Raw genomic sequence first — 26255 nt, forward strand, 5'->3', positions numbered from 1 at the left:
ACATTCATCATTGCAGAAGAGCAAAAAAGAAAACTACATAACTTTGACCTTTTTTCACTTTTGAATAACTTACAAAGAATTACAACTTTTGTGACTTTTGTGGTTATAAAAATTGATAAAGTTCAAATCCTATCAGAACGACTATAATAAAATGCAAACCAAAACACCTTTTTTCACCACCTGCACAGACTGCCTAGGCCTCGGAAAGAAAAAGCGGAGAATCAAGAAAAGTGCGCGCTTTCATTACCAAAAAGCCTTGTTGGAATTTGAGAAAGCAGGCCGTGATGGAATTGAACCCACACCACCGGAAGCGCATTGGTATGTTTGCCCAACTTGCTCTGGCTCAGGATTGATTGCTTCGGATAGTTTTCCTGTTCCAGATACAGAGAATCTTCCGCACGTTGCCATCATTGGTGCTGGGATTGGTGGCGTGGCATTGGCCGTGGCTTGTCTGCACCGTGGCATTCCGTTTACCATTTATGAGCGTGACAATAGTTTTAATGAACGGTCGCAAGGTTACGGGCTGACTTTACAACAAGCCAGCAAAGCAATTGAAGGTTTTGGGATTTCAAAGTTGGAAAAAGGTGTGGTCTCCACAAGACATCTTGTTCACACACCCGACGGAAAAGTGGTTGCTGAATGGGGAATGCGAAAGTGGCTTCAAAATTCCGAAAAGCAATCTCCTAAAAAGACCAATATCCATATCGCCAGACAATCGCTCCGTTCCGCATTCATAGAACAATTGGGCGGAAATGACAAGATAAAATGGGGACATCAACTCATTGATTTTAATGAAAATAAAGAAGGTAAAATTGACCTAAACTTTCAAGTCAATGGCGTATCAACAATTGAAAAAGCAGATATCATAGTCGGTGCAGACGGCATCCGAAGTGCGGTTCGGAATATTTTAATTGGTGAAGAAATTTCCCCTTTGCGCTATTTGGATTGCATCGTTATTTTAGGCATTTGCCCGTTGAGTGCGTTAGAAAATCCAGACCATCACTTACTAGACTCAGCAACGGTTTTTCAGACAGCCAATGGGAACGAAAGGATTTATATGATGCCATTTGATGCTGATTCCATAATGTGGCAACTCAGTTTTCCAATGTCTGAGAACGAAGCAAAAAACCTTAGCAGTAAAGGTTCAGAAGCATTTAAAGAAGAAGCCATTAAAAGGACCAATTGGCATTCTCCTATTCCCGAAATCATTAGTTCCACATTGGCAAGTCAGATTTCTGGATATCCCGTTTATGACCGCGCGTTGCTATCATCAGAATTAATGAAAAACTTCGGAAAAGCCACGTTGATTGGTGATGCCGCACATCCGATGAGTCCTTTCAAAGGGCAAGGTGCCAATCAGGCTTTGTTGGATGCGCTGTCTTTAGCTCGTGAAATCTCAAAAAAATGCAGACCATTATCGCAATGGCGAACCGATGGAATCAGGAAAAGTGTCCTATCCGATTTCGAATCAGAAATGATACAGCGAAGTTCCATTAAAGTTGAAGATTCTGCGGCCGCCGCACAGTTCCTTCATTCCGAAATTGCGCTCTATGAAGGGAATGAGCCACGGGGGAAAGTCTTGAAAAGGAAAGATTAATCCAATAAAAAAGCGGTTCTACATTGTTGTAAAACCGCTTTTTGCTTTTTTATTCTAAGCTTAAGGATTTGTTGAGAAAATAGAACCGTTGGCAATCAATGCACGTCTGTTCATTTTCAGGATATCTCTTACCCATTCTGCAAAATCTTCCGGCTGAAGGACTTTGTCTGGATTGCCGTCCGTCAAACCGCCGTTGATGCTCATATCCGAAGCAATCGTGCTTGGCGTCAAAGTGATGACACGGATGTTTTCCTTTCTCCATTCCGCCATCATCGATTGTGATAATGAAACCACTGCGGCTTTCGAAGCGGCGTAGGCTGACATATTCGGTCCGCCTTTCAAACCTGCTGTGGAAGCTACATTTACGATATCGCCCTGACCTTTTTCTTTCAAGAAAGGATGAACCGCTTTCGCCACGTAATAAACACCGAAAAGATTGGTTCTAATCACTTGTTCCCAAGTCTCAGAAGGCATTTCCTCGATGCTTCCAAAGTCGCCTATTCCAGCGTTGTTGACCAAAATATCCACACCGCCAAGTTGCTCTGCCAGCGACTCGATTCCGGCTTTCACTTCCAATTCGTTGTCAACATTGAAAACCGCGTAAGCTACTTTCACACCAGTTGCTTTCAGTTCGTTTGCTGTTATTTTAAGATAATTTTCGTTTCTTCCTGTGATGCCGACGTTCACGCCTTCATTGGCTAGGATTTGCGCAACCGCTTTCCCAAGGCCTCTTCCACCACCAGTGATGATGGCGTTTTTTCCTTTTAAATTCATTGTAATCGTTTTGAAGGTGCAAATTTACCAAACGATTGTTTAGAAAAGAAACATTGCAATTAGATTTAATGAAATCTTATCATTTGGTAAGTCGATAATATATGTCTTCGAGAGCCTCAGAATGACATCTTTGCAATCAAACAGTAATAAGAGTTGTCACACTGAGGCTCTCGAAGTGCATTAAAATTAAAATTTCTAATTTATCTGAGTTCGATTATAATAATCAATTGCGTCGGGCTTTAGCCCGATGTAGTATTTTTTGAAAAAAAAGGCTTTAGCCGAAAATTATTAATATGTTTTGGCTAAAGCCAACTATCCACTACTCTTTTTTAAAACGGGCTAAAGCCCGTTCCTATTGATATTCGAAAATGATTTAATAATCGAACTCAGTTTATTAATCTTTCAATTGGTCAGGAACATTCGTGGTGACGAATTTCAAGCCTTGTTCTTTTAGTTTTTTATAAACTTCAAGGTCATTCACAGTCCAGGAATTGGTGATTAATCCTAATGAATTCGCTTCTGAAATCCAAGTTGGATTCTTTTCGAAAACGCTGTAATGATAATCGATGCCGTCCAATCCTTCTGCTTTTATCTGTTGAGGCGAAAGATTGCCTTCCAGATATTGTACTTTGAAGTTCGGTTCTACTTTTTTGATTTCCTTACAAACATTAAAACTAAAAGAGATGAATTCGCTCTGAGATTCCAGCTTCAAATCCTTGATGGTTTGAATGGTTTTCTTCACAATCTCGTTTTCAAGTTCTGGCGTTTTTGCAGGTTTGATTTCAACAATTAATTTGAGAGACGAATCTTTTTTACCTTGTTTCAAATAATCTTTCAAGGTGGGAAACTTCTCGCCATTGGAAAGTTTGAGTTTTTCCAATGTTTTGAAATCCGTTTCAGAGACTTCCATTTTCCCGTGGTGCTCATCGTGGTTGATGACGAGAACGCCATCTTTGGTCATTCTCACATCGAATTCTGCGCCGTAGATTTTCAGCTTTTGCGCATTCTCCAAAGCCTTCAAAGAATTTTCAGTCGTTGGCGGATTGGTTTGCCAATAGCCTCTGTGCGCGATGATTTGAGTTTGGGCATTCATTATTATGGAACTTAAAATCGTTAATCCTAGAATTAGTTTCTTCATTTTTAATATTATTGAGAATTGAAATTTAACGCAAAGGCACTAAGATTTAATCATATAAAACTTATGATTTTAAGGCACAAAGTTTAACTTCGTTAAAACCTCAGCTTAGCACAATTGGAAATTATTATTCGTCGTTGCTCGTTCTTTTCGGCTCGCGTGCAACTGGCCATTTCATTGGTTCGCCTTTTTCGTCATTTGGCATCACTCTTTTTTCACGGCTTGTAAATTCTGGGTCTTCGGAAGCCATATAAGCTAAAGTGGCTGTCAGAATCACATTGTTCTTCAATTCATCAAAAACAATTTTGTCATAAGTGTCTTTGGTCGTGTGCCAAGTGTAACCGAAATAGCCCCAGTTAAGTGAACTCAAAGAGAATCCGGGAACGCCAGCCGAAACGAAAGAAGCGTGGTCGGAACCGCCTCCACCAGGCATTCCAGGGAAGTTGGTCTTAATGTTGTCCTTCACTTTTTTAGGAACTGCCTCCAGCCATTTTCCAATGTACGCGTAGGAATCTTTGAAACCTTGCCCGCTGATGTCCACCACTCTACCCGTTCCGTTGTCTTGATTGAAGACCGCCTGTACGCCTTTGATGATTTCAGGATTGTCGGCAACGAAACCACGTGAGCCGTTCAGTCCTTGCTCCTCGCTTCCCCAAAGTCCGACGATGATGGTCCGTTTGTTATTTGGATAATATTTTTTGAGGATTCGCATTGTTTCGAGCATCGTCAACGTTCCCGTTCCGTTGTCCGTCGCACCTTGTGCGCCGTCCCAAGAATCGAGGTGAGCAGAAAGAATGATATATTCGTTGGGTTTCTCTTTTCCTTTGATGATTCCGATGGTGTTGAAGGATTTCGCTTCTGGTAGCACTTTGGATTGCGCATCGATTTTGATTCTCGGTTTCGCTCCTTTTTCTGCCATTCTGTAAAGCATTCCGTAATCTTCCAAATCAATATCGAACATTGGAGTCTTTTTGGTCTTGGCTCCGAAAATACGGTTGGTGCTCATAATTCCCGTCCAGTTGGAAATGGCGATGCCTGATGCACCCGCTTTTTCCAAAGCTTCTGGCAACGTGTTATTATCGTAACCAATATTTTTAATGTATTCTTGGAAATCTTTGGTCGCCTGTTGTTTTTCAGCTTTCAGTTTGTCGTACAATTCTGGCGTTGCAAATTCCTTGATTTGCTCATCGGAACGACCAATTTTCTGATATTGCGCCATCAAAACAATTTTTCCTTTCACCGATGGCAACCATTTGTCAAACTCGGCTTTGGAAGTCACTTTCGGAAGAATTACCAATTCTGCTTCAACTGCTTTTTTGGTTGATGGACTCCAAGCCAATTGCGTTGCCGACAATGTTTTAGTTCTTGGAAAAACCATATCCACGTGCGTGGTTCCACGTTGCCAACCTTTCCACGTTCCAAATTGCTGAAGATTCGCTTCGATGCCCCAAGATTTCAGTTTATCGGCGGTGTAATTATTGGCAGAAAGCATTTCGGGTGTACCTACCAATCTTGGTCCTATGCCGTCCAAAAGTTCGTAGGCCATATCCTCGAGTTGGGAATTGTTGTTGGCCTCGTTGACAAAACTTTCGACAATCGGATTGAGTTTTTCTGTTGATTTGGTTTGAGCGTTAGAAAATTGGACTGCAAAGAAAACTGCAGACATCGTGAACAAAGTGTTTCGCTTCATATCTTTTTATTTGATTCCGATAAAGATAGGAAAATCGGGAGAAAACTGGACTTGGCGCTGGCTCAAAAATGACAAAAAAGTCTTAAACCATAAAAGTCACAAAAGAAAAATTAAAAATGCAAAGACTTTCAAAGATTAAAAAAGATTACGATTTTTATTCTGAACATTTGATAAACTAAAAAAATACAGCGTTTGTGAATTTTGTAGTTTTTAAAACAAATTAAACAAGCTCTTAATCTTGATAAAATTTTGATTTAAAATTATCAACTTGAGGTTTTCATTAATTACTTTTGCTTCAAATAAATTTTCCGATGTCCGAAAACATTCAGCAAAAGATAGAACAGCTCCGCAAAGAACTCAACCAGCATAACGAAAATTATTATCTGATGGATGAGCCGAGCATCTCTGACCTTGAATTTGATTTATTATTAAAAGAACTTCAGGATTTGGAGGCCAAACATCCCGAATTTCACGATGACAATTCTCCGACTGTCCGTGTGGGTGGCGGTGTGACAAAAATTTTTCCGACCGTTCAGCATCAGTTCAGAATGTACTCTCTGGATAATTCTTACGATTATGATGACCTGGCAGACTGGGAAAAGCGAATCATTAAAACCATAGATGAACCTGTAGAATTTGTAGCTGAATTAAAATATGACGGCGCTTCGATTTCAATTCTGTATGAAAACGGAAAATTGGTTCAGGCAGTAACCCGTGGCGACGGTTTTCAGGGTGACGAAATTACTTCTAATGTGAAAACCATTTCAGATATTCCGGTAAAACTGACCGGAGATTTTCCTGAGCGCTTTTTTATGCGTGGAGAAATTTATTTAACAAGAAAAAACTTCGATAAAATCAATAAACAGCGTGAGGAAGAAGGTCTTGACCTTTTTATGAACCCAAGAAATACGGCAAGCGGAAGTCTGAAAATGCAGGACAGCGGTGAAGTGAGAAAACGCAGACTGTCTTCCGTTTTGTATCAGTTTGTTTCGCAGGAAGTTCCGGCAGAAAGTCACTGGGAACTGCTTCATCAAGCTCACGACTGGGGATTTACCATTTCAGAACAGGCAAAACTCTGCAAAAATTTAGATGAAATAAAAGAATTCATCAACTTCTGGGATACAGAAAGACATAATCTGCCTTTTGAAATCGATGGAATTGTTTTGAAAGTCAACTCATTAAAACAGCAGAGACAGCTAGGTTACACTGCAAAATCGCCACGTTGGGCGATGGCTTATAAATTTAAAGCTGAAAAAGTTGAAACCGAACTTGAAAAAGTGACTTATCAGGTCGGAAGAACCGGAGCGATTACGCCTGTTGCGAATCTGAAACCTGTTTTGCTCGCCGGAACGACCGTAAAACGTGCTTCTCTTCACAATGAAGATATTATAAAAAAACTCGGTTTGCACGAACACGATTTTGTGTATGTGGAAAAAGGTGGTGAGATTATTCCTAAAATCGTCGGCGTTAACGAAGAGAAAAGAACTTCTGACAGCAAAGAAATTGAGTACATCAAAAACTGTCCGGAATGCGGAACTGAACTGATAAAATTGGAAGACCAGGCGATTCATTTCTGCCCGAATGATTTGCACTGTCCGCCTCAGGTGGTGGGAAGAATGATTCATTATGTTTCGCGAAAGGCTTTGAATATTGATAATCTGGGAAGTGAAACCATCGAGCAGTTATATAAAGAAAGACTGATTGAAAACCCAGCAGATTTTTATGCTTTAACAAAAGAGCAGATTTTGCCTTTAGATAGAATGGCAGAGAAATCGGCTCAGAATATCATTGACGGCATTGAAAAATCGAAAGAAATTCCGTTTGAAAAAGTGTTGTTTGGAATTGGCATCAAACACGTTGGAGAAACAGTTGCCAAGAAATTGGTGAAGAATTTCAACACGATTGAAGATTTGAAAAAAGCGACTGCAGAAGAACTGTGTCAGGTGGAAGATATCGGGATGAAAATCGCGGTGAGCATCGTTGATTTCTTTAATAATCCTGAGAATATTCTGATGCTGGAAAGATTAAAATCTTACGGCGTTCAGCTGGAAAAAGGAGAAAATACCAACGAAGTTCTATCGAATGCCTTGGAAGGAAAAACTTTTCTCTTTACCGGAAAACTATCACTTTTCACAAGAGAATCTGCTGAGGAAATGGTTGAAAAACACGGCGGGAAAAACATTTCTGCGGTTTCTAAAAATTTGAATTATCTGGTGGTTGGAGAAAAAGCAGGGAGCAAACTGAAGAAAGCTCAGGATATTGGAACGATTACTATTCTTGATGAGCAGGAGTTTTTGGATTTGATTGGATAGAGTTTGATTTGGAGAGTTGATGGGTTTTAGAGTTTGAGGGTTGAAAGAGATTGATTTAACCTGAAATTTTGCTTAGACCGAGGAAGATTTTAATAATGAACACATTTAAATTGATGAATTTATATTATTGGCTTACGACGGCACTGGTGAGCGGATTTTTGCTGCTCAGTTCAGGAACCTACTTTTTTCACAAAACCACGATTGATGGTGTGAAAGCCTTGGGTTTTCCACAGTTTTTCATTGTTCAGCTTGCAGTGCTGAAGATTTTCGCAGCCATCATTTTACTAATTCCAAACATTCCGATGGCGCTGAAAGAATGGGCGTATTGTGGGACAATGCTCTTTTTTTTGACGGCTTTGGTCGCTCATATTTCGCACAAAGATTCGGTGGGAATTTCCGTGATGCTCGTGATTTTGATGGGAATCCTGTCTGTTTCGTATGTGTTGCTGAAAAAAATGTGAAAATTTCAATTGAAGACTGACTTTCTTTGACAGACTCAACCCTAGCCCCGATGGGAACGGCATCCTTTTTTGTCTTATGCGAAAATTTGATTTTGATGACAAAACTTCTGAGACAAAAAAGATACAGTGGACAGCGGGAAACAGCTCCAAATAAGAAATGTCAAGTTGATAATCGACGTAGTCAAACTGCTCCTAAAAACAAAACTCTCAGATTAGATGTCCGAGAGTTTTTTTATTTCTAATTCTGATTTTTCTTCAGCCATTCCAAACGACGCTGGTCGGGAAGATGTTTGACCGAGAAGTTTTCGAAAGTAGCCTTGAAGCCGTTTCCATCCGGACTTGCCGCCATAAATCCGACTTGTACAGGTGTGTTGTCCTGCAGATAGGCGTTTCTCATCATCACATAATCTTTGTCGTCGAACGAATAGAAAATCTCGACCGCATCGAGTCTTCGTACTGCTTTTATCCATACAAAAGGTGGTGTTTTTTCTAAAACGATAACGCTCCAGTCGCTGGTTTTGTGCGTCACGACGGTGCTGAGATTGAATTTCCCGTCCACGAATTCTACGCCGGCTTTGATGTAATTTTGTTCATCGATTCTCAGCATCAGTCCCATTTGGTCGAAGCGGGCTTTGTAATCGCCGGTGATTTTCACTTTGGTTTCGAATTCTCCGCCGTAGGTTGAGTAATAAAATGGCGCATCATCAACAGTGAAACCGTAGTGTGAAATCCGCCAGTAGTCACTTTGTGGCGTGACGTTCATGAACAGTTTTTTATCTTTGATTTCCCACTGAGAAGGTTCGTTGAACCAAGTCATTTTTTCAAGAGATTGGGCTTTCAGTCCTGAGAACAAATTCAGAAGTATGATGGAGGAAAGTATTATTTTTTTCATTTTAATCTTGATTGATTTATAGTTCGCGGATGACTTTGCACGGATTTCCGACCGCCAAAACATTGGCAGGAATATCTTTTGTCACCACGCTTCCCGCTCCTATCACCGTATTGTCTCCAATCGTTACGCCGGGAAGAATGCTACACCCTGCACCAATCCACACATTATTTCCAACGGTAATTGGGTAGGCGTATTCCAACGCTTTGTTGCGTTGCTCTACATCGAATGGATGACCAGCTGTGTAGAATCCGCAGTTGGGTGCAATCATCACGTTGTCTCCGAAAGTGACTTTTGCACAATCGAGAATCACGACGTTGACGTTGGTATAGAAGTTCTCGCCAATCTCTATATTGTAGCCGTAATCGCAGTAGAAAGGTTGCTCGATGTGGAACATTTTCCCGGTTTTGCCGAAGAGTTTTTTGATTAATGCTTTTCTTTCTTTGAGCTTGGAAGGCTGAAGGTGATTGTACTCAAAACAAAGGTCTTTGGCGATATTTCTTTCTTTGATGAGATGTTTGTCTGACGCGTCATAGATTTCTCCGCTCAGCATTTTTTCTTTTTCGTTCAGATTATTCATTGTATTTTTACTTTGATAATGGGCAAATTTATGGTGTTTGGCTGTTTTTATCAATACTGATTTATAACCAATTTGTTACAACTTGTAATTCAATGAAAAATTACATTCTAATATTTTCAATAATTTTATTCAATTCCTGTGAAAAGAAAGTTGCAGATAACTTTCCAATTCTATCTGAATTTAATCAAACAAAAAATCAATATCGTGTTGATTCCACAGCGTTAGAAAATGTTTCAAGTGAAGGTGGAGAAATAATTTGTTATCAGAATAATTCCGACAAACTTGTTTTTGATTTTTTCATATATGGTGAAACAGGAAAATTAAATTACACTTATTTTACAGATAAGACTTTAAAGTATCAGTTTGTTGTTAAAAGAAACTATGAATATGATAGACCGATAATTGAAAAAAACGTGAAAATTGATTCTACAATTAATTACATAAACTACAAACCAAATAAAATTCTTTACGATGAAAATTCAAACGAAATAAAAGACATCAAAAAACTTAACACTACTCTTTCAGAAATAGACTCTTTCTTTAAAAATACATTAAAGAATAATGTAACTATCAATAAATGAAAACCATCCAATCCGACCTCAACGAAAAACTCCTCCAACAGGAATTCTCTTCCTCTTTAGAAAGCGAAAATCTACAGCTCCAAAAGTGTCAGGAAATAGCTCAAAATTTTGTGGAATTAGAAAACGGCATTGCAGTTCTCAGCGACCTTCAAAATAATAGAAGTTATGTTTACTCGGGCAAATTAGCGGATGCGTTGGACATTTTTCAGGAAGAAAGTAAGCAGGAAATTGAGAGCATTTGGGAGGAAGAACTTTTTGCGAAATTAAATGCTGAAGATGTTTTGCAGAAGCATTTGCTGGAACTTCAGTTTTTTCAGTTTATCAAGACCATTCCGTTTGAGGAACATAAAGATTATTGTGTGGTCAGCAGATTGAGAATTGCTGACAACCCCAATCAGAAAGCGCTTTTGCACAAAATGTTCTACTTCACCAATCCTGATGATAAAAATGTGGAACTGGCGCTTTGCCTTTATCATTTTGATTTCCTGAATTCTTCTCTTCATCACGGGATGATTATCAATACCGCGAACAGTTCGGTCATTCAGCAGACAGAGGCCGGGAATTCTGCGTTTCTATCGGGTCGGGAGAAGGAAATTTTGAAGATGATCCAGGATGGGAAACGAAGTAAGGAGATTGCGGAGTTGCTTTTCATCAGCATCAATACCGTGAATCGGCATCGGCAGAATATTCTGGAGAAACTGCGTGTTGGAAATATGACAGAGGCTTGTGTGATGGCGGCGAAGTTGCGGTGGATCTGATGAGTTGGAGGGTTTGGGTGTTGGAGGGTTTGGGTGTTGGAGGGTTTGAGAGTTCTTTTTGGTTGTAAAAATTGGTTAAAGGTTGAAAATCCCTAGCCCTGATGGGAACGGCATCCTTTTTCTTGGTAGCCTTGGACTATGCTCAGGCACCGAGAAAAAGATATAGTGGACAGCAGGTTCCCGGCTCCTGATGATTTAAATCATTACTTTTCGCTTTCCAGTTCTTTGAGGTCGATGTCTTTGATGTTGGCTTCTATCTTCTCGACTTTCAGGCTTTGGCGCAGGTAGCCGAAGAGACTCATATACCAATTGGCAACCCAAACCAGTGCAAAAAATGCCAGCAGGTAACCGCGCCAATCGTCGTAAAGCAGCTTGTACTGCGTGATGACGAGAAATATGAAACTGATGTAATGGCTGAAACAGTACTCGCAGGTGAAGAGGTAGAAGAATTTTCGCTTCGCCAGAGACTTCGTCGTGCCGCAAACATTCTGGCAATATTCCCTCGGTTCGCGGAAAATTTCCTCGTGAGTGACCGTCCAGGCGACGCAAGCGACGGGAAGTGCGATGACGAACAGATAGATCAATTGAGAAGCGAGAGGCAGCATAAGATTTGGTTTTGAGGTGATTGTGCGATAAGCGATCAGCAGAAAAATCAGTGCCAAAAAAAACTCAGAACCATTTCTGATCCTGAGTTTTTACACAAATAACTAAAAAAAATAAATATTAATGCGCTGAGCTAAGGTCGATCTTCTCGCCCTTGCCTTTGCGTTCTCTTACGAATAATACGAACGGGATACAGATGAGGAACATCAATCCTAAATAAAGGAAAACGTCCATATAAGACAGTACTGTAGCCTGTTTCGTAACGCCATAATCGAGAATCTGATAGGCCGACTGAAGCGCTTTGTCCGGCGCCATTCCTTTTGCGATGAAACTTGCCTTGAGTCCGGCAACTCTCTGTTGAACATCCAGATCGTTGACATCTAAATGGGCGACAAGCGTGCTTCTGTACAATTCACTTTTGTTGGCGATGAAAGTCGTGATCGCTGCAATCCCGAATGAACCACCGAGCTGACGCATCATCCCTGTAAATGCTGCACCTTGACCGATCTCGGGACCTTTCAAAGTACTTAATGATAATGAGGTGATTGGAATGAATAACAGTCCCAATCCCATTCCACGGACAATCAACATCCAGAAGAAGGCGTCTTTGCCTGTGTCTGGTGTGATGATCTTATATCCCCAGAAACTGTAGACGAAGAATATCAATAATCCTAAGGCTACCAAGATCTGCTGTTTGACACCTCTTGTCAATAATTGTCCAATGATCGGCATCATAAAGGCGGTCGTCAACGCTGCAGGAATCATCAAAGCTCCGGATTGCAAGGCTGTCCAGCCGAGAATACTTTGCGTATAAAGTGGCACAATGAACGTGGAACCATACAAACCAAATCCTAAAACGAAGGACATAATGGTTCCGATCCTCAGGTTTCCGTTCTTCAAAACTCTAAGTTCTACGATCGGATATTTGAAGGTGAGTTCGCGCCAAATGAATAGGATGAATCCTACAACTGCTGTGATGGTTAAGAAAACGATGGCTTTACTCTCGAACCAATCGTCCTCGTGGCCTCTTTCCAAAATATACTGCAATGAACCTACGAAGGCTGCCAACAATCCAATTCCTGCCCAATCGACATCGGAAATCGAACGTTTCTCGGAGTATCTCGGACTTTTTACAAACTGTATCGTCAATAATGTGGCGATGATCCCCAAAGGAATATTAATGTAAAAAATATAAGGCCAGCTGTAATTATCAACAATGTAACCTCCCAAAGGCGGACCTAAAGTTGGCCCGATGATAACACCCAGACCATAGATCGCCTGCGCCATACTTCTCTTCTCTACCGGATAGGACTCTGTAATGATCGTCTGCGAAGTCACCAAAAGTGCTCCACCTCCAATTCCCTGCATCAATCGGAAAAATACCAATTCCCAAATGTTGGTGGCATTACCACAGAGAAAAGAAAAAATCGTGAATATAATGATGGACGCCGCAAAATAATTTCGTCTTCCGAACTGCTGAGACAACCAGCTTGTCATTGGAACGATGATCACGTTACCAATGGCATAAGCGGTGATGACCCAGCCCACTTCGGAGAGTGTGGCGCCAAGATTACCTTTCATTTCATTAAGGGCCACATTCACGATCGTGGAATCCACGATCTCCAGAAGGGCGCACATAATGGCGGTGATGGTAATAATGGTTCTGCGGAATCCATATTCTACTAATGAATCGTCTTGCATAATTTCTGAGTTGGAAGACAGAGGCTGGAAGATGGAAGTTTAAAACTTCGTGTTTCCCTTTTCCGGCTTCCTTATTTTATTATTTTAATGAAACCGTTGTTTGAACATTCATTCCAACGCGTAGTTTCTTCATAATATCTTCATTAAGATTATCAAACGTGATCTTCACCGGAAGTCTCTGAACTACTTTTACGAAGTTTCCACTGGCGTTGTCCGGCGGAAGCAATGCGAATGCAGAACCTGTTGCCGGAGAGAAAGAGCTGATCGTTCCCTGGAATTTCTGATCAGGATAAGCATCGATCTCGATCTCTACTTTTTGTCCTTCCAACATTTTTTCAACCTGTGTTTCTTTGAAGTTGGCAACCACCCATTTCTGATTGCTCAATACCACACTGAACAATTGAGATCCAGCCTGGATAAACTGTCCTGCCTGAACTGGAATTTTAGAAACATAACCACTTTCTTTCGCCGTGATCACTGTGTAGGAAAGGTTCAATTTAGCCGTTTCCACTTCCACTTGTCTTTGTTTCAAAGTAGAATTGGCGATGCCGATATTCTGATAAGTTGCATTGGACTGAGAAGTCACCACGCCAGTCTGAACATTGGCCTGATTCTTTTGATCTACCAAAACCTGAAGTTGTTTCTGAGCGGTTTGATAAGCTGCAGAAGCTTGCTCGTATTGTTGTTGCGTGATCGTGTGGTCTTTTACCAATTCAGAATATCTTTTCATATCCTGCTCTGTTCTCCAAACATTAACCTTTGCAGCTTCGATCTGTGCATTGGCTGTTTGAACGGCTGCTCTGGAATTATTGATGCCTGAAGCTGCTGCCTCTGAACCTGCGTGCGCGGAAGCGACATTACTTTGAGCCGTTCCCAAAGCTGCTTCTGCCTGAGAAACCGCCATTGTCTGATCTCTGTTATCCAGGATGATCAATGTATCTCCTTTTTTCACGAATTGATTGTCTTTCACTTTAACCTCAGAGATGTAACCTGAGATCTTGGAGATCACTGGACTTACGTCTGCTGCGATTTGTGCATCATCGGTCTCTTCGTGAGCCTGTCCGTACTGGTATTGTCTGAAACCGAAGAAAGCCGCTGCCAAAACTGCAACTGTAAGAACGATGTAGAAAACCGGACTTTTTTTCTTTTTCACAGGAACTTCGCCCTTCTCGAATTTTATATTGTCTTGTGCCATTATTTTTTTTATTTAAAGTTTTTTATGTTCTAAGTTTAGAGTTCTTTTTTATCAATTATTATTAATTGTTCCTGTAGTTTGTAATAATTTTTTGTGAGCCAATGCTGCATCTGCTTTTGAAGTGACAACGTTGACATTCGCTGTAATTTTTGCTGTGTCAGCATCCAAAAGGTTGGTGATGGTTTCCAATCCTGCATTGTACTTGTTAAGTGTAATTCTGTAATTTTCCTCTGCCTGCTCCAACGCTCTTTGATAGACATCAATCTTCTTGTGGGCATAAAGATCGTTTTGATAATCACGTCGCACTTCCAAAGTCACGTTGTCATTAAGCAAATCATTGTTCGCTGCCAATTCCTGTTCTCTAGCTTTCGACTGGATGTAACTGGAATTCTTTTTCCAAATGTTGGAAAGATTGTATTGCAAACCAACGCCAACATTTACAGCATTGTAAATCGTTAAAAGTTTCGGAACATCCGCGGCTACATAACCACCTGTGAAAGCAATCGAAGGAAGATTTTCCGCTTTTGCAGATTTGCTTCCAAGCGCTGCTGCTTTTCTTTGATAGTCCAAAGCTTTGAGGTCATTTCTGTTTTCTCTGGCCAAGTTCAAGTAATAATCATCCGGTTTTGTAAGGTCATCTTCTCCGATGTAATTGGAATCCACCTCGATCTCTGTGTTGTCAGGAAGTCCTAATAGTAGATCCATATTGATGTTGGCGATACTGTAATTGTTCTCAGCTTCCATCAATTGTAATTCGATGTTAGAAGTTTGAAGTTGTGCTTTCAAACGGTCATTTCTTGCGATCACACCATTGTTTTCCAACTTGATGAAGGATTGATCTCTCTTTTGAGATGAGGTCAAATTTTCCTTCAGAAGTTTTACCACTTCGTTCGCTTTGAACAAATTGTTGTAGGCTTGAGAAATGTTGTAGGCAATGGCATTCTTATCGTTTTCAGCATTCAGTTTTGAAGCTTCAACCAGATATTCTGCAGATTTGATCCCGTATTTGATCCTTCCACCAGAATAGATTGGCACTGAGACATTAGCAGAACCGTAAAGCACGTTGCTCACTTTTGGTCCGCCGCCGGCCATTCCCTGGATCTTCAGGTCCACGTGTGGTTCTAGTGGTAAATACAAATAACTGCCAGAAACCGTCAGTTCCGGTAGTTGTTTGTTCTTCGCTGCCAAAAGGTTGGCTGTAGATTCTTCGATCTGAGCGCGGTCTATTTTTAGATTTTTGCTGTTCTCGATCCCTAATTTAACCGCTTCTTCCAGACTAATGGTTCGTTTTTCCTGAGCAGAAAAGAAACCGAAAGTTCCGACAAGAATAATTGCTGTTAAAAATTGATTCATTGTTTGCATTATTGTTGATATAATTGAGTGTAGTTTAATTTTCTTGATAACCGATGAGTGCTCTCACAACCGTTTTCACGTGAGCAGCAGCTTCTTGAAAGTACTGGCTTTCGTAAAGTTTTTCGTCAAAATTGGCGTTGTTCTTTTTCAGATATTCCTTGTACATTTTGATGCCATGCATCGCATTGAAGATGGTTCCGGAAATCGTGCATTGTAATAGGTGGAAAGATGGTCTTTTGGTAAAAATGCCTTTCTCCAATCCTATTTCTACGATTTTCTGATTAATTTCTATATAATTGATCTTCGAAGCTCTTAGAAAATTCTGAATATTTTTGTTTTGGCTGATGACCTGCTGTGTGTGGATCAACAAATAAAAATCCCGGAATTTTTGCACACGATTCACAAAATTATCCACAAAGGCGTCAATCTTTTCGATCTCTGTAAGGTCATTGTTTTCTACGATATTCTTGGCGAAGTTGAGACCTTCTTCCATTCTCCATTTGAAAAGCTCCTCCATCAGGTTTTCTTTGGACCCGAAATAGTAAGAGATCATCGAGACATTCACTTTCGCTTTGGCAGCAATATCTCGCACAGAAGTTCCATTGTAACCGTTGGCAGCGAAGAGTTTTTCCGCAACCATCATGATATGTTCTTCTTTTGTTGGCATATTCTTGATTTTAGCGCTGCAAAGTTAAATCAAAAAATACATTCAATCAAACATTTGTTTGATTAATTTTTTATGAACAAAATTAGAGGCTAAATCTTAGAATTCAGAAGTTAGATTTGATAAAGGTTTGGAGAATTATTGCAGCTCGAATAAAATTTAAAGATTTGAATTTCGGTTAGGAGCATAAACTTGATCAACAGCAAGAAATGAGAAAATAACACCAACGAGAAGTACGAAAGACCGCACCCAATTCATAGAGCTCCATTCCGATGAAATGGTTTTGAGTGTTTCTGTATCGAGAATCGGTTGGGAAAGATACATCAGATCATTCCGAGGATGGAAATAAGTGAAAGCCAAAATGTCGCCCAAAATTGAACACAGCAAAGCAATCCCAAGAAACAATCGAACAGACTTTCCTGTCTTCCAAAATAAAATCAAAGATAACAAGGCAAAAACTTGTGTCAGTGGAGAAAATATCTTGAAGAAATCACCAGGATTTACGGTTTTGAAATACTCTCTCGCGGCTACGATGGAATTTGGAATATCACTTCTTGCAGCATCAGAAATGACCAAAGAATTAAAAACATTTGCGAAAAGAATTCCACTCGCCAATGCAACGGAAGTAAAGAGGATCGCTTTTTTCATTTTCTTAGTTTTTAGTTTATTTAAATTTAATAAAAATCTGTAACAAACAGTAAACTAATGACTTTAAATTTAAAAAATGAAAATCATTTCGTTTGTCCAATATCCAATCTTTCAATTTTTCCTTCTTGATCGACATGGAAATTGAAGTACGTTCTGAAAGTTCCCCATTGTCCGGCAAAGAAATTTCCTTGCAGATTTTTCCCGTCGTTTTCTACTTTGTCGATGCTGAGAAATTTTTCTTTATGATTAAAAGCGTTATCGAAAAATGATTTTAAATTTAGTTCATTTCCGTCGTCGGTGAAAACAGCGTCTTTTGCAAAGTACGAATACCAAAGTGTTCTGTCGTTTTCTTGTAACGCTTCGATTGCTTTTTTTACGGTTTCGTTGGTGATTTTATTTAAATCCATAATTTGTTTTTTTTCGGTTTTTGTGGGTTGAGTTTTGTCGGTTTTTTGTGCGCAGGAAGTGATGCTTATTGAAAGCACTAATATGAAAAACAGGCGTTTCATTAATAACAGTTTAAAGAATTAATTGTCATTTATCAACTATGCTTTCTGAAGCGGATGTTGTAGATAAATAATCACTAGATTTAATAGTAGAAACGGGATTTCTATCGCCGCTCCTTTTAAATCTTTGTTTAATAATTGAAGGCAGATAATCATTAAAATCCCGGCTGCCATTAGGAAATTTCCCCAAACAAAGGTTTTTGGAAATAGAATTAAAAGTGCTGCAATCATCGTGACAGCGCCGTTTATCATGACGGCGGTGTTAGAAAAATTCCACTTGCTGAACATTTCGAGCATTTCTGGTTTTCCGGAAAACATGGCGTAACCTTGCTTGAAGCCCATAAAAACAGCAACAAGAATCAGGACGGAATTAATTAATTTCAAGATCATAAAGTGTTTTTTTAATTAAAAAAAATGGATCATTGAAAAACAATCATCCATTTTAATTACGCTAATTTAATAATTTTATCTTGTTGTGTAACCACCATTAGCAAAAATAGTTTGTCCAGTGATCCACCATCCGTCGGTTACCAAAAACTCCACCAAAGGCGCTATGTCTTTGATATCGGTCAATCCGCCCAAAGCTGAAGCCGACTTGTGATAAGCGACTGCATCTTCACCTTCTTGTCCGTAGAAAAATGGTGTATCCATTGGTCCTGGAGCGACTGCGGAAACTGAAATTCCTCTTTCGCCAAATTCTTTAGAGGCCATTCTCGTGAAATGCTCAACCGGTGCTTTTGCACCTGCGTAAGTGGAATACAAACCTGTGTAAGCGGCTAATAATGAAGTGACTATGGTGTTGATCTTTCCGTTTTCGTTCAAATGTTTCCCCGCTTCTTGAATGAAAAAATATGCGACTTTTGAATTGATGTCGAACATCGTGTCATAATCAGCTTCTGTGGTTTCCAGGAAAGGTTTTTTCAAGACCATTCCAACAGTGTTGATGGCGATATCGATACCACCGAATTTTTGTTTTGTAGCTTCGAAAAGTTTGGAAATATTTTCAACTTTGGTCAAATCTGCCTGGAAGATAAAGGCCTCTCCTCCTGCGTTGGTAATATCGGCCAATGTTTTTTCGGCATCAGCTTTTGTGCTATCGCTGTTGTAATGAACGGCAACTTTTGCTCCTTTAGCTGCAAAGTTACGGCTCAGCAATCCGCCTAAGTTCTTTGCTCCACCTGCGATTAACACTACTTTTCCGTTTAAGTCGTTTCTTGACATTTGTGTAATATTTAAAAATTAGTTTGCAAAACTAAATATACTGAATGAATATTCAGTCAGTAAAAAGCCTAAAAAAAAGTTAAATTTTTATGGAGTCCCAAGACATCTTTAGAAACAGCTGAATCGTAGCATCCGTGAATGGAATTTGCTCGTCTTTCGCCCAAAGAATCCAACCGTTGATCGTGCTGAATGTGAATAATCTGAGATGATTTGCTTTCAAAGGTTTGAATAGATTTTGCTTTAAACCCTCTTCATAGAGTTCATCAAAAACAAGAAATCTTTTCATTGCAATGCTGTTTATCTCTTCGGTCAATATATTCGAAGAGGCAAATTGATAAGAAAAATAATATTCAGTAGGATGTTCAATAAAATAGCGAACGACCCTTTCCCAAAGGAAAAAATACTGCTCCTGCACAGAAAGATCTTCTGCCGAATAATTATTGAAAATGTAATCCGCTTCCTCTTTTTTCTGCCAAATCCAGATCTGTTGTACCAGATCCTCTTTGTCTTTGAAATGTTTGTAGAAAGTACCGATTCCCACTTTTGCCTTGGCTGTAATTTCAGCAACGGTAATGGCGTGCAAACCTTTTGAAACAAGCAGCTCTATGGAAGCGGAAAGGATATTTTCTCTTTTGTCATTCATTACACATCGGTTGGTAAATTTCGTTTCAAAGATAGGGATTGTTTTAAAAGTCAAACAACGATCATATTATATGTCTTCGTTCGGATTTTCCTAAAACTTAACTAGAAGCCTTGTGAATATATCTGGTCAGTTTGATTCCCATATCCGTCAAAACGATCTTGGAATTGGCATTTCTGGAAATGTGATAAGAAGCATCTGTGATTTCTTCTACGATCGAAACAATATTAGCTCCGTGAATGAACTTCGAGAAAGCAGACCAGTTGAAGTTGCCTTCGGAGAGTTTCTTATAGACCAGATCGTCATTCCCATAATTTTGAAGCATGGCCAAACGGAAGATCTCGATACAGTAATTTAGGAATTTCATTTGCTTCTCGCGGTCCCATTCGGAGATTTGGCGTGCCCATTTTACAATCTCTCGGAGAACCTCTGGCTTCTTTTTGGCCTGAAACGCATTACGCACCCATTGAATAAATAAAGTCTCAAATTCGGAAGTTCCTAGATTATTCTCAGACAAAAACTTGGCAAGATTCCAGTCACCTTGGGATTGATAGGCAATTTCCTTGGCCGTTTCTTTATTCGAAAGACTTTGTAGAATATCTTCGTTATCGATTCTCGGTACATTTACGATTTGACATCTGGACAAAATGGTTGGCAAGATATCGTTGGCACTTGGCGCACAAAGAATGATGTAGGTATTTTTGGGTGGTTCTTCCAGGAATTTCAGGATCTTGTTGGCTGCAGAATCGTTCATTTTGTCAGCGCGCCAAATGATGAGGATCTTGCTTCCGCCTTCAAAACTTTTGAGCATAAAACGCTGCCCGATATCCTCGGCCTCGTCTGCAGAGATAAAGAATTGCTTGTTCTCTGATTCCAGGAAACTGGTCCAGTCGTCAAAAGATGCATAAGGATTTTCCAAGACCATTTCTCGCCACTGTTCGAAATAGCGTTTGCTTAGGGAAATATTCTTCTCCGTAAAAACCGGGAAACTGAAATGCAGATCGAGGTGATTCAGATTCTCGACCTTGTGGACAGAGGATGGATTTTCTTTCTCAAAGATCTCCTGAGCCATCGCCAACGCCAACGGTAAAACGCCGTAGCCTTCTTCTCCTAGGAAAAGCTGCGCGTGCCCAACTCTGGAATTTTGGATGCTGTCTTGTAAAACATTTTTGAGTGCCTGCTGGCCAATGATCTGTTCCCATTTCATGACAGCAAATATAATATTTTAGTCAGGATGAGAGATGTTGGAAACTGGAACTTTTTCAAATTTTGTTGATTTCACCTCTCGTTTTTGATCATATGAATGAGATCTTGAATTCGATCAATCTAACAATATGCACGATCAGTCGCAAAATAACCATCATTCATCGAAATTACTTAACAAACTTTAACCGAAATATATTTTTGCAATTCATTATTAATTAAGATATTTGCGGATTGAAATTTTAAAGGTTAACATCGCCAAAATTCAAGTTATCAAAACACAGATGTTTGAACAGCGGTAGCACATGACCTTTAAAAAAACGATCAATATCTACATATGAAAAGAATTTTTGTTTTATCATCATTGGTTGCAGGATATTTCCTGAATGCGCAAAGTATTGGAAACTCACCTTACGGCGCTTATGGGATCGGAGATGTGAAATATGATAATACAGTTGACATTAATGCAATGGGAGGTATCTCTACAGCGTATGTTTGGGATTTTAACAACAGTTTCAATTTCAAAAACCCGGCTGCAAATACCAATTTGGAACTTACGAGCCTCAAAGTAGAAGGCACGAACGAGAACAATTATTACAGATCGGACTTCAACAATCTTAAAAGTGATAAACACTCAACATATCTTTCAAACGTAAGTATTGCTTTTCCAATTTCCAAAAAAGTGAAATTTGGGATGGGATTCCAGCCATACAGTTCTAAAAGTTACAACATCCAGACAGACAAGACCTTGAATCAAACAGAAAGTCTTTTGGAACGTCATAACTTCCGTGGTGAAGGTTCTCTGAACACCATTCAGGCAGCAGTTTCCTATCAGATCACGCCAGCATTTGCTTTGGGTTTGAGGTCTAATTTTTTCTTCGGAAAGTTATCTGATATTGAAGAAGTTAGTTTTACATCTGCTGAATTGGTAAGTGGCTACGCTAATAGCTACAAAGTGAAAGCTTTCAACTTCACATTAGGAACCACTTATCAGCACAAATTAGCAAACGACCACAAATTAACAGTAGGTGCAACTTATACCATTGGAAACAGTGGAAATCTGAAAAACAGTTACACAAACAGTACTTACTACTACACCGTTGGCGAGACAAAAGCTTACGAGACCATCATCGAACAAAACACCAATTTTGATAAAAAATTCCTACCTCAGGAAGGATCGCTAGGTCTTGGCTATGGTAAGGACACAAAATGGTTCCTAGGTACTCAGTTTGATTATAAAAAAGGCGAAAGTATCAACTTCCTTGGTAAGCCATTCTTTTATCAAGATTCTTACAGATACGCAGTGGGAGGTTGGTATCTACCAAACTTCAACAACTTCCGTTCTTACTTCTCAAGGATCATCTACAGATATGGTGCTTACTATGAGACAGGTGGCCTACAAGTCAATGGAACCAACATCAACAAATATGCGATCACGGCAGGTGTTACACTTCCTTTCCAAAAAAGTGTGATCAACCGTATGAGCAGTTTGGACCTTGGACTGGAGATCGGAAAAAGAGGAACTTTGGATAATCAATTGATCCGTCAAAATTTTGTGAACTTGAGAATTGGCGTTAACTTTGCTGATAAATGGTTCAACAAGCGACTTTACAACTAAGCAAGGAAGATAAATAATCTATGAAAGATTATTGTTTCAAAATATTCAACTTAAAAACATCACAACATTTCTTTTTGTTGCTGATGTTTTTTCTTATTCAGTCTTGTGAAGAAGATCTGACAAAGATCAACAGCAACAAGAAAACCAATTTTGCCTCACAGATCATCTACGATGCCGACATTCTGCAGAAGGATTCCGGCCGCGTTACAGTAAGATTCAAAGCGCCACTGTTGGAAAGTTATGAGCTGATAGATTCGCCGTACGTAGAAGCAAAAAAAGGGATCTATCTAGAATTTTTTGATAAGAAGAATCCTAAAGTTCCAGGCAAGATCTGGGCAAAATATGCGAAGAACAATATCAAAAAGGATTTCTATTTTGCAAAAGGCCGCGTGAAGATCATCACGACGGAAGGGCAAACCTTCGTCACCGAAACCATCAACTGGGACAAAAGAAAAAATAAAATGTACACCAAGGACACTGTTTTCGTTTCTGACAAAGACGGCAACATCTTGGTCGGTGCACACGGAATGGTTGCCAAAGACGACTTCTCCGAGTACACATTCTTCAATAATTCTGGAAGTTTCAACTCTACCAATTTACCGGCAACCAGCAAGTAATCAGCTTTTGGCTATAGGATTCTGGCTGTTCGCTTTTAAAATAAAATTTACAAAGTGGAAGATCAAAGTTTTTACACCATCGGTCTAATGTCGGGAACCAGCCTTGACGGTCTTGATATTTGCTATTCCAAATTTACAAATGATGGCTCTGACTGGGATTTTGAGATCCTGAATTGTGAGACGATCCCCTACTCTTCCGTTTGGGAAAATCAATTGAAAGATGCGATCCAATTTTCCAGCGAAAAACTTTTGGAACTGAATTCCGAATTTGGTTTTTACCTTGGCGAAAGAACGCAAGAATTCATTACTAAAAATAACATCACAGCATTAGATCTGATTTCCTCTCACGGACACACCGTTTTTCATCAACCAAAAAATAAATTCACATTGCAAATTGGTGATGGACGAGCCATCAAGATCAAAACCAACAAAACCGTGATCTATGATTTCCGAAGTCAGGACGTTCTTCTTGGCGGGAATGGTGCGCCACTGGTTCCGATTGGTGATGAGTTATTGTTTTCGGAGTTTGATGCCTGTCTCAATCTTGGTGGATTTTCCAATATCTCCTTGAAGCGAGACGGAAAGCGAATTGCCTTTGACATTTGTCCCGTCAATATCATTCTGAATGATCTCGCTCTGAAACTCGGAAAGAAATATGATGAAAATGGCGATCTAGCCAGGTCTGGAAATATTGATTATGAGCATTTGAATGAGTTGGATCAGCTACATTTCTATCAAGAAAAAGCACCAAAATCTTTAGGTATCGAATGGATCAACGACCAGATTTCACCATTGATCCGGAATCAAAAAACGGAAGATCTTTTGGCGACCTTCACGGAACATGCTGCCGTTCAAATCGCGAAAGTATTAGAAGAATTTGAAATTAAAAATGTGTTGATCACCGGCGGCGGAACTTACAACAGCTATCTTATCGAAAAGATAAAAGCAAAGACCAAAACCGACATTCATATTCCAACAAAAGAAATCATTGAATATAAAGAAGCTTTGATCTTCGCTTTTATGGGTGTTTTGAGATCATTGAATCTCAACAATATTTTGTCATCAGCCACCGGAAGTTCGCATGACCACTCGTCCGGAATCGTGTGCTAATTAAAGTTGCTCAATCTTATCTGTCAAAGAATTGATAAAATTCTGAAGCGGTTTCTCTACCATCATTTTGATAAATGGATTGAATTTCCCCTCGAATAACAGCTGAACCTCGGTTTGTTTTTCGTTCAATGGATTCATAGAACCGGTCAAAGCGAAATCTAGACTTGAGCTTGCAGACCTCAGAACGACTTCTTTATCAGACACATTATCGATTTTCAAAGCGATTTCCGGCATTCCCTTCAATCCGAATTTGAAACCATCTTCTCTCGCTTCGAAACTTTGAAGACCTTCTGGCATCAGGTCTTTGTAATCCTCAGGATTCTTCAGCATTCCTGCCAATTCTGATGAAGATTTATTTACTATAATTTTTCGTCCTTCTAAATTCATTTTTTATATTTTTGTATTAATATCAAAAGCCTTACAAATGTATAAAGTTTTTATCAATGAAAAAAAAATAGTTTTGAGTCAGGAGCCTCAGGACAGCCCGAAAACATTGAATTACGATGGAACGCATAGCTTTGACTTCGCCATCGATCTGCTTACTAATACACCATCGCAAGGCTTGAATATTTACCATCATGATATCGACCAATTATGGGCAGACTTCAAAGGCTTTTTCAGAAACATCGAAGCGGCAGGCGGCATTGTCCTTGATCCTGAAAATAAGATCCTCTTCATCCACCGTTTGGGAAAATGGGACCTTCCGAAAGGCAAAATTGAAAAAGGAGAATCCAAAGAACTCGCTGCTGTGAGAGAAGTGGAGGAAGAATGTGGCATCTTTGATCTGGAACTGAAGGATTTCATCAATTCCACTTATCATATCTATACCGAAAGAGACGGCCAGAAAGTACTGAAAACAACCTACTGGTTTGAGATGTTCTACGCTGGAACAGGAACGCCAATACCACAAGTAGAAGAAGGCATCACGGAAGTTGGCTGGAAAAATGAGGCAGAAATCGAAAGCGAGATCTTGCCTTCGACCTTTCAAAATATCAAGTTGATCCTTAACGACTTTAAAAATAAAAAACCTCAATGACAATTGAGGTTTTTCTTTATCTTATAAAAAATCAATGACCTTTTCTAACGCTATTCCACGCGATGCTTTGAGCAGGATATTGTCTTTTGTGATTGGAACCAGCTGCAATCTTTCAATCAATTCTGCTGTATTGAGAAATGCATTGACCGATTGATGAACGGCTTTGAAATGTGGTCCAACCGTGATGATCTCATCAAACCCGCAAGACTTTGCAAAATCGATGATGTTTTGATGTTCTATCGAACTCTCTTCGCCCAACTCCAGCATATCTCCGATGATGATTGTCTTGCTTCCTTCAAACGATTTGAAATTCTCCAGAGAGACCAACATACTGCTTGGATTGGCGTTGTACGTATCCAAAACCAAAGTTTTTTCGCCCTTCTTCTGAACCTGTGAACGCATGTTGGAAGGGAAATAATTTTCGATGGCCGATTTTATTTCTTCAATATTTAAATCAAAATAAAGTCCCAAAGCTACTGCTGCAGAGATATTATCGTAATTATATTTGCCTGTGAGATTGGAGAATATTTTGGCTCCTTGGTACTGAACACCAACAAAATTATCTTTATAAATTGGTTCAAAACTGTACTCAGAATTGGAAGTCCCAAATGTTATTTTAGAACTATAATCTTTGGTCTTTTCGTTTTGGATCGGATCATTTTCATTGACCAAGATCTTCTGACCATTCTTGATCAAATAGTTGTACAACTCTGATTTACCTTTGATCACGCCTTCGTAACCACCAAAACCTTCCAGATGCGCTTTTCCAAAATTGGTGATGTAACCGATATTTGGTTTTGCAATTTCGCAAAGCATCTCGATTTCTTTCTGATGATTGGCGCCCATTTCGATAACCGCGATCTCGTGTTCTTTGCGGATGGAAAGCAGAGTCAACGGAACACCAATGTGATTATTGAGATTACCAAAAGTAAATTGCGTTTTGAATTTGCTGGACAAAACTGTGCTGATCAATTCCTTGGTCGTTGTTTTACCATTGCTTCCCGTGAGACCAATGATCGGAATATTGAGCTGGTCCCGATGCAAAATGGATAAGCGTTGAAGAAATACCAAAGTGGAAGGCACGTAGAAAATATTACTCTCTGGTTCGTAGTATTTTTCATCTTCTACGATAACTGCCAAAGCGCCTTTTTCTATGGCCTCTTTAGCTTTCTCTGCCGCGTTGTAACTTTCTCCTGAGAATGCGAAGAAGACACTTCCCGACTCCACATTACGGCTGTCGATCACTACATTCTTGCTTTGTAAATAAATGGGATAAAACTCGCTGATATTCATAATTCAAAAATAAACAAATGAGACGATCTGAAATAAAAAAAACAGCAGAAAATTCTGCTGTTTTTGATAT

The 26255-nt window shown here is 39.6% G+C and carries 27 protein-coding genes; 9 read left to right on the plus strand and 18 right to left on the minus strand.

What is annotated here, in order from left to right:
• The first annotated feature begins 151 nt into the window (after positions 1-151).
• On the plus strand, positions 152-1597 hold the full coding sequence (locus BMW39_RS11595; protein ID WP_034976161.1) for an FAD-dependent oxidoreductase: 1446 nt from the start codon (positions 152-154) through the stop codon (positions 1595-1597).
• A gap of 60 nt (positions 1598-1657) precedes the next feature.
• Here the strand turns inward: BMW39_RS11595 and BMW39_RS11600 are convergent, their stop codons facing one another.
• The 3 genes from BMW39_RS11600 to BMW39_RS11610 form a co-directional block, all read right to left on the minus strand.
• A complete protein-coding gene (locus tag BMW39_RS11600; protein ID WP_034975575.1) occupies positions 1658-2371 on the minus strand; it encodes a 3-ketoacyl-ACP reductase in 714 nt (237 codons plus the stop codon).
• 394 nt (positions 2372-2765) lie between these two features.
• On the minus strand, positions 2766-3509 hold the full coding sequence (locus BMW39_RS11605; RefSeq protein WP_034975577.1) for a glycerophosphodiester phosphodiesterase family protein: 744 nt from the start codon (positions 3507-3509) through the stop codon (positions 2766-2768).
• A 124-nt stretch (positions 3510-3633) separates the two neighbouring features.
• Complete coding sequence (locus BMW39_RS11610) at positions 3634-5196, minus strand: M20/M25/M40 family metallo-hydrolase (protein ID WP_034975578.1); 1563 nt, start codon at positions 5194-5196, stop codon at positions 3634-3636.
• Between the two features lie 311 nt (positions 5197-5507).
• Here BMW39_RS11610 and ligA point away from each other — a divergent pair, with 311 nt between their 5' ends.
• Positions 5508-7508 (plus strand): NAD-dependent DNA ligase LigA, encoded by a 2001-nt coding sequence (ligA, locus tag BMW39_RS11615; protein ID WP_034975580.1) that lies wholly within the window; start codon positions 5508-5510, stop codon positions 7506-7508.
• Between the two features lie 95 nt (positions 7509-7603).
• Positions 7604-7969, plus strand: coding sequence for a DoxX family protein (locus tag BMW39_RS11620; RefSeq protein ID WP_245750481.1), 366 nt, complete (start codon positions 7604-7606; stop codon positions 7967-7969).
• A 238-nt stretch (positions 7970-8207) separates the two neighbouring features.
• On the opposite strand, the gene BMW39_RS11625 is transcribed toward BMW39_RS11620, so the two are convergent.
• Together BMW39_RS11625 and BMW39_RS11630 are read right to left on the minus strand one after the other, a co-directional pair.
• A complete protein-coding gene (locus tag BMW39_RS11625) occupies positions 8208-8861 on the minus strand; it encodes a DUF1349 domain-containing protein (protein WP_034975582.1) in 654 nt (217 codons plus the stop codon).
• Positions 8862-8877: 16 nt separating this feature from the next.
• Positions 8878-9438: a sugar O-acetyltransferase gene (locus tag BMW39_RS11630; protein ID WP_034975584.1), complete on the minus strand. Its 561-nt coding sequence runs from the start codon at positions 9436-9438 to the stop codon at positions 8878-8880.
• Between the two features lie 92 nt (positions 9439-9530).
• Here BMW39_RS11630 and BMW39_RS11635 point away from each other — a divergent pair, with 92 nt between their 5' ends.
• Both BMW39_RS11635 and BMW39_RS11640 read left to right on the plus strand, forming a co-directional pair.
• On the plus strand, positions 9531-10019 hold the full coding sequence (locus BMW39_RS11635) for a hypothetical protein (protein ID WP_034975586.1): 489 nt from the start codon (positions 9531-9533) through the stop codon (positions 10017-10019).
• Complete coding sequence (locus BMW39_RS11640) at positions 10016-10777, plus strand: response regulator transcription factor (RefSeq protein WP_034975587.1); 762 nt, start codon at positions 10016-10018, stop codon at positions 10775-10777. Before BMW39_RS11635 ends, BMW39_RS11640 begins: the two co-directional genes overlap by 4 nt.
• A 203-nt stretch (positions 10778-10980) precedes the next feature.
• Here BMW39_RS11640 and BMW39_RS11645 read toward each other — a convergent pair whose 3' ends face one another.
• The 11 genes from BMW39_RS11645 to BMW39_RS11695 form a co-directional block, all read right to left on the minus strand.
• Positions 10981-11382 carry a hypothetical protein gene (locus BMW39_RS11645; RefSeq protein WP_034976165.1) on the minus strand — a complete coding sequence of 134 codons (402 nt, stop codon included), beginning with the start codon at positions 11380-11382 and terminating at the stop codon, positions 10981-10983.
• A 118-nt stretch (positions 11383-11500) separates the two neighbouring features.
• Positions 11501-13081, minus strand: coding sequence for a DHA2 family efflux MFS transporter permease subunit (locus tag BMW39_RS11650; RefSeq protein ID WP_034975589.1), 1581 nt, complete (start codon positions 13079-13081; stop codon positions 11501-11503).
• Positions 13082-13160: 79 nt separating this feature from the next.
• A complete protein-coding gene (locus BMW39_RS11655; protein ID WP_034975591.1) occupies positions 13161-14276 on the minus strand; it encodes an HlyD family secretion protein in 1116 nt (371 codons plus the stop codon).
• A gap of 51 nt (positions 14277-14327) precedes the next feature.
• Positions 14328-15629 carry a TolC family protein gene (locus BMW39_RS11660; RefSeq protein ID WP_074719347.1) on the minus strand — a complete coding sequence of 434 codons (1302 nt, stop codon included), beginning with the start codon at positions 15627-15629 and terminating at the stop codon, positions 14328-14330.
• Positions 15630-15663: 34 nt separating this feature from the next.
• A complete protein-coding gene (locus BMW39_RS11665) occupies positions 15664-16296 on the minus strand; it encodes a TetR/AcrR family transcriptional regulator (protein WP_034975597.1) in 633 nt (210 codons plus the stop codon).
• A 156-nt stretch (positions 16297-16452) separates the two neighbouring features.
• Positions 16453-16941 (minus strand): DUF1772 domain-containing protein, encoded by a 489-nt coding sequence (locus BMW39_RS11670; RefSeq protein WP_034975599.1) that lies wholly within the window; start codon positions 16939-16941, stop codon positions 16453-16455.
• A gap of 83 nt (positions 16942-17024) precedes the next feature.
• Positions 17025-17348, minus strand: a complete 324-nt coding sequence (locus tag BMW39_RS11675; RefSeq protein ID WP_245750482.1) for a hypothetical protein — start codon at positions 17346-17348, stop codon at positions 17025-17027.
• Between the two features lie 138 nt (positions 17349-17486).
• Positions 17487-17837 (minus strand): DoxX family protein, encoded by a 351-nt coding sequence (locus tag BMW39_RS11680; RefSeq protein ID WP_034975603.1) that lies wholly within the window; start codon positions 17835-17837, stop codon positions 17487-17489.
• Positions 17838-17912: 75 nt separating this feature from the next.
• A complete protein-coding gene (locus BMW39_RS11685) occupies positions 17913-18668 on the minus strand; it encodes an SDR family oxidoreductase (RefSeq protein ID WP_034975605.1) in 756 nt (251 codons plus the stop codon).
• A gap of 79 nt (positions 18669-18747) precedes the next feature.
• Positions 18748-19311 (minus strand): TetR/AcrR family transcriptional regulator, encoded by a 564-nt coding sequence (locus BMW39_RS11690; RefSeq protein ID WP_034975607.1) that lies wholly within the window; start codon positions 19309-19311, stop codon positions 18748-18750.
• Between the two features lie 97 nt (positions 19312-19408).
• Positions 19409-20515 (minus strand): DNA polymerase III subunit, encoded by a 1107-nt coding sequence (locus BMW39_RS11695; RefSeq protein WP_034975609.1) that lies wholly within the window; start codon positions 20513-20515, stop codon positions 19409-19411.
• Positions 20516-20848: 333 nt separating this feature from the next.
• Here BMW39_RS11695 and BMW39_RS11700 point away from each other — a divergent pair, with 333 nt between their 5' ends.
• From BMW39_RS11700 to BMW39_RS11710, 3 genes are all read left to right on the plus strand, one after another.
• Positions 20849-22129: a membrane protein gene (locus BMW39_RS11700; RefSeq protein WP_034975611.1), complete on the plus strand. Its 1281-nt coding sequence runs from the start codon at positions 20849-20851 to the stop codon at positions 22127-22129.
• 83 nt (positions 22130-22212) lie between these two features.
• The gene (lptC, locus tag BMW39_RS11705) at positions 22213-22746 is read left to right on the plus strand and encodes an LPS export ABC transporter periplasmic protein LptC (protein ID WP_221406038.1); all 534 of its coding nucleotides are present in this window, start codon (positions 22213-22215) and stop codon (positions 22744-22746) included.
• Positions 22747-22800: 54 nt separating this feature from the next.
• Positions 22801-23856: an anhydro-N-acetylmuramic acid kinase gene (locus BMW39_RS11710; RefSeq protein ID WP_074719334.1), complete on the plus strand. Its 1056-nt coding sequence runs from the start codon at positions 22801-22803 to the stop codon at positions 23854-23856.
• Here the strand turns inward: BMW39_RS11710 and BMW39_RS11715 are convergent, their stop codons facing one another.
• Positions 23857-24243, minus strand: coding sequence for a hypothetical protein (locus BMW39_RS11715; protein WP_034975614.1), 387 nt, complete (start codon positions 24241-24243; stop codon positions 23857-23859). It lies immediately after the preceding gene.
• A 37-nt stretch (positions 24244-24280) separates the two neighbouring features.
• Between BMW39_RS11715 and BMW39_RS11720 the strand changes: the two genes are divergently transcribed.
• Positions 24281-24892, plus strand: coding sequence for an NUDIX hydrolase (locus tag BMW39_RS11720; RefSeq protein ID WP_034975616.1), 612 nt, complete (start codon positions 24281-24283; stop codon positions 24890-24892).
• Positions 24893-24913: 21 nt separating this feature from the next.
• On the opposite strand, the gene BMW39_RS11725 is transcribed toward BMW39_RS11720, so the two are convergent.
• Positions 24914-26185: a UDP-N-acetylmuramoyl-tripeptide--D-alanyl-D-alanine ligase gene (locus BMW39_RS11725; protein WP_034975618.1), complete on the minus strand. Its 1272-nt coding sequence runs from the start codon at positions 26183-26185 to the stop codon at positions 24914-24916.
• Positions 26186-26255: the final 70 nt, after the last annotated feature.

The organism is Epilithonimonas lactis (assembly GCF_900110605.1).
GTDB lineage: Bacteria > Bacteroidota > Bacteroidia > Flavobacteriales > Weeksellaceae > Epilithonimonas > Epilithonimonas lactis.

Excerpts from the sequence above, each read along its gene's own strand:
- BMW39_RS11650 (WP_034975589.1), bottom strand. The coding sequence starts at position 13,081 with ATGCAAGACGATTCATTAGTAGAATATGGATTCCGCAGAACCATTATT.
- BMW39_RS11655 (WP_034975591.1), bottom strand. The coding sequence starts at position 14,276 with ATGGCACAAGACAATATAAAATTCGAGAAGGGCGAAGTTCCTGTGAAA.
- lptC (WP_221406038.1), top strand. The coding sequence starts at position 22,213 with ATGTTTTTTCTTATTCAGTCTTGTGAAGAAGATCTGACAAAGATCAAC.
- BMW39_RS11620 (WP_245750481.1), top strand. The coding sequence starts at position 7,604 with ATGAACACATTTAAATTGATGAATTTATATTATTGGCTTACGACGGCA.
- BMW39_RS11645 (WP_034976165.1), bottom strand. The coding sequence starts at position 11,382 with ATGCTGCCTCTCGCTTCTCAATTGATCTATCTGTTCGTCATCGCACTT.
- BMW39_RS11675 (WP_245750482.1), bottom strand. The coding sequence starts at position 17,348 with ATGGATTTAAATAAAATCACCAACGAAACCGTAAAAAAAGCAATCGAA.
- BMW39_RS11605 (WP_034975577.1), bottom strand. The coding sequence starts at position 3,509 with ATGAAGAAACTAATTCTAGGATTAACGATTTTAAGTTCCATAATAATG.
- BMW39_RS11725 (WP_034975618.1), bottom strand. The coding sequence starts at position 26,185 with ATGAATATCAGCGAGTTTTATCCCATTTATTTACAAAGCAAGAATGTA.
- BMW39_RS11685 (WP_034975605.1), bottom strand. The coding sequence starts at position 18,668 with ATGTCAAGAAACGACTTAAACGGAAAAGTAGTGTTAATCGCAGGTGGA.
- BMW39_RS11700 (WP_034975611.1), top strand. The coding sequence starts at position 20,849 with ATGAAAAGAATTTTTGTTTTATCATCATTGGTTGCAGGATATTTCCTG.
- BMW39_RS11595 (WP_034976161.1), top strand. The coding sequence starts at position 152 with ATGCAAACCAAAACACCTTTTTTCACCACCTGCACAGACTGCCTAGGC.
- BMW39_RS11715 (WP_034975614.1), bottom strand. The coding sequence starts at position 24,243 with ATGAATTTAGAAGGACGAAAAATTATAGTAAATAAATCTTCATCAGAA.
- BMW39_RS11670 (WP_034975599.1), bottom strand. The coding sequence starts at position 16,941 with ATGAAAAAAGCGATCCTCTTTACTTCCGTTGCATTGGCGAGTGGAATT.
- BMW39_RS11610 (WP_034975578.1), bottom strand. The coding sequence starts at position 5,196 with ATGAAGCGAAACACTTTGTTCACGATGTCTGCAGTTTTCTTTGCAGTC.
- BMW39_RS11690 (WP_034975607.1), bottom strand. The coding sequence starts at position 19,311 with ATGAATGACAAAAGAGAAAATATCCTTTCCGCTTCCATAGAGCTGCTT.
- BMW39_RS11600 (WP_034975575.1), bottom strand. The coding sequence starts at position 2,371 with ATGAATTTAAAAGGAAAAAACGCCATCATCACTGGTGGTGGAAGAGGC.
- BMW39_RS11640 (WP_034975587.1), top strand. The coding sequence starts at position 10,016 with ATGAAAACCATCCAATCCGACCTCAACGAAAAACTCCTCCAACAGGAA.
- BMW39_RS11695 (WP_034975609.1), bottom strand. The coding sequence starts at position 20,515 with ATGAAATGGGAACAGATCATTGGCCAGCAGGCACTCAAAAATGTTTTA.
- BMW39_RS11630 (WP_034975584.1), bottom strand. The coding sequence starts at position 9,438 with ATGAATAATCTGAACGAAAAAGAAAAAATGCTGAGCGGAGAAATCTAT.
- BMW39_RS11660 (WP_074719347.1), bottom strand. The coding sequence starts at position 15,629 with ATGAATCAATTTTTAACAGCAATTATTCTTGTCGGAACTTTCGGTTTC.
- BMW39_RS11720 (WP_034975616.1), top strand. The coding sequence starts at position 24,281 with ATGTATAAAGTTTTTATCAATGAAAAAAAAATAGTTTTGAGTCAGGAG.
- BMW39_RS11680 (WP_034975603.1), bottom strand. The coding sequence starts at position 17,837 with ATGATCTTGAAATTAATTAATTCCGTCCTGATTCTTGTTGCTGTTTTT.
- BMW39_RS11665 (WP_034975597.1), bottom strand. The coding sequence starts at position 16,296 with ATGCCAACAAAAGAAGAACATATCATGATGGTTGCGGAAAAACTCTTC.
- ligA (WP_034975580.1), top strand. The coding sequence starts at position 5,508 with ATGTCCGAAAACATTCAGCAAAAGATAGAACAGCTCCGCAAAGAACTC.
- BMW39_RS11625 (WP_034975582.1), bottom strand. The coding sequence starts at position 8,861 with ATGAAAAAAATAATACTTTCCTCCATCATACTTCTGAATTTGTTCTCA.
- BMW39_RS11635 (WP_034975586.1), top strand. The coding sequence starts at position 9,531 with ATGAAAAATTACATTCTAATATTTTCAATAATTTTATTCAATTCCTGT.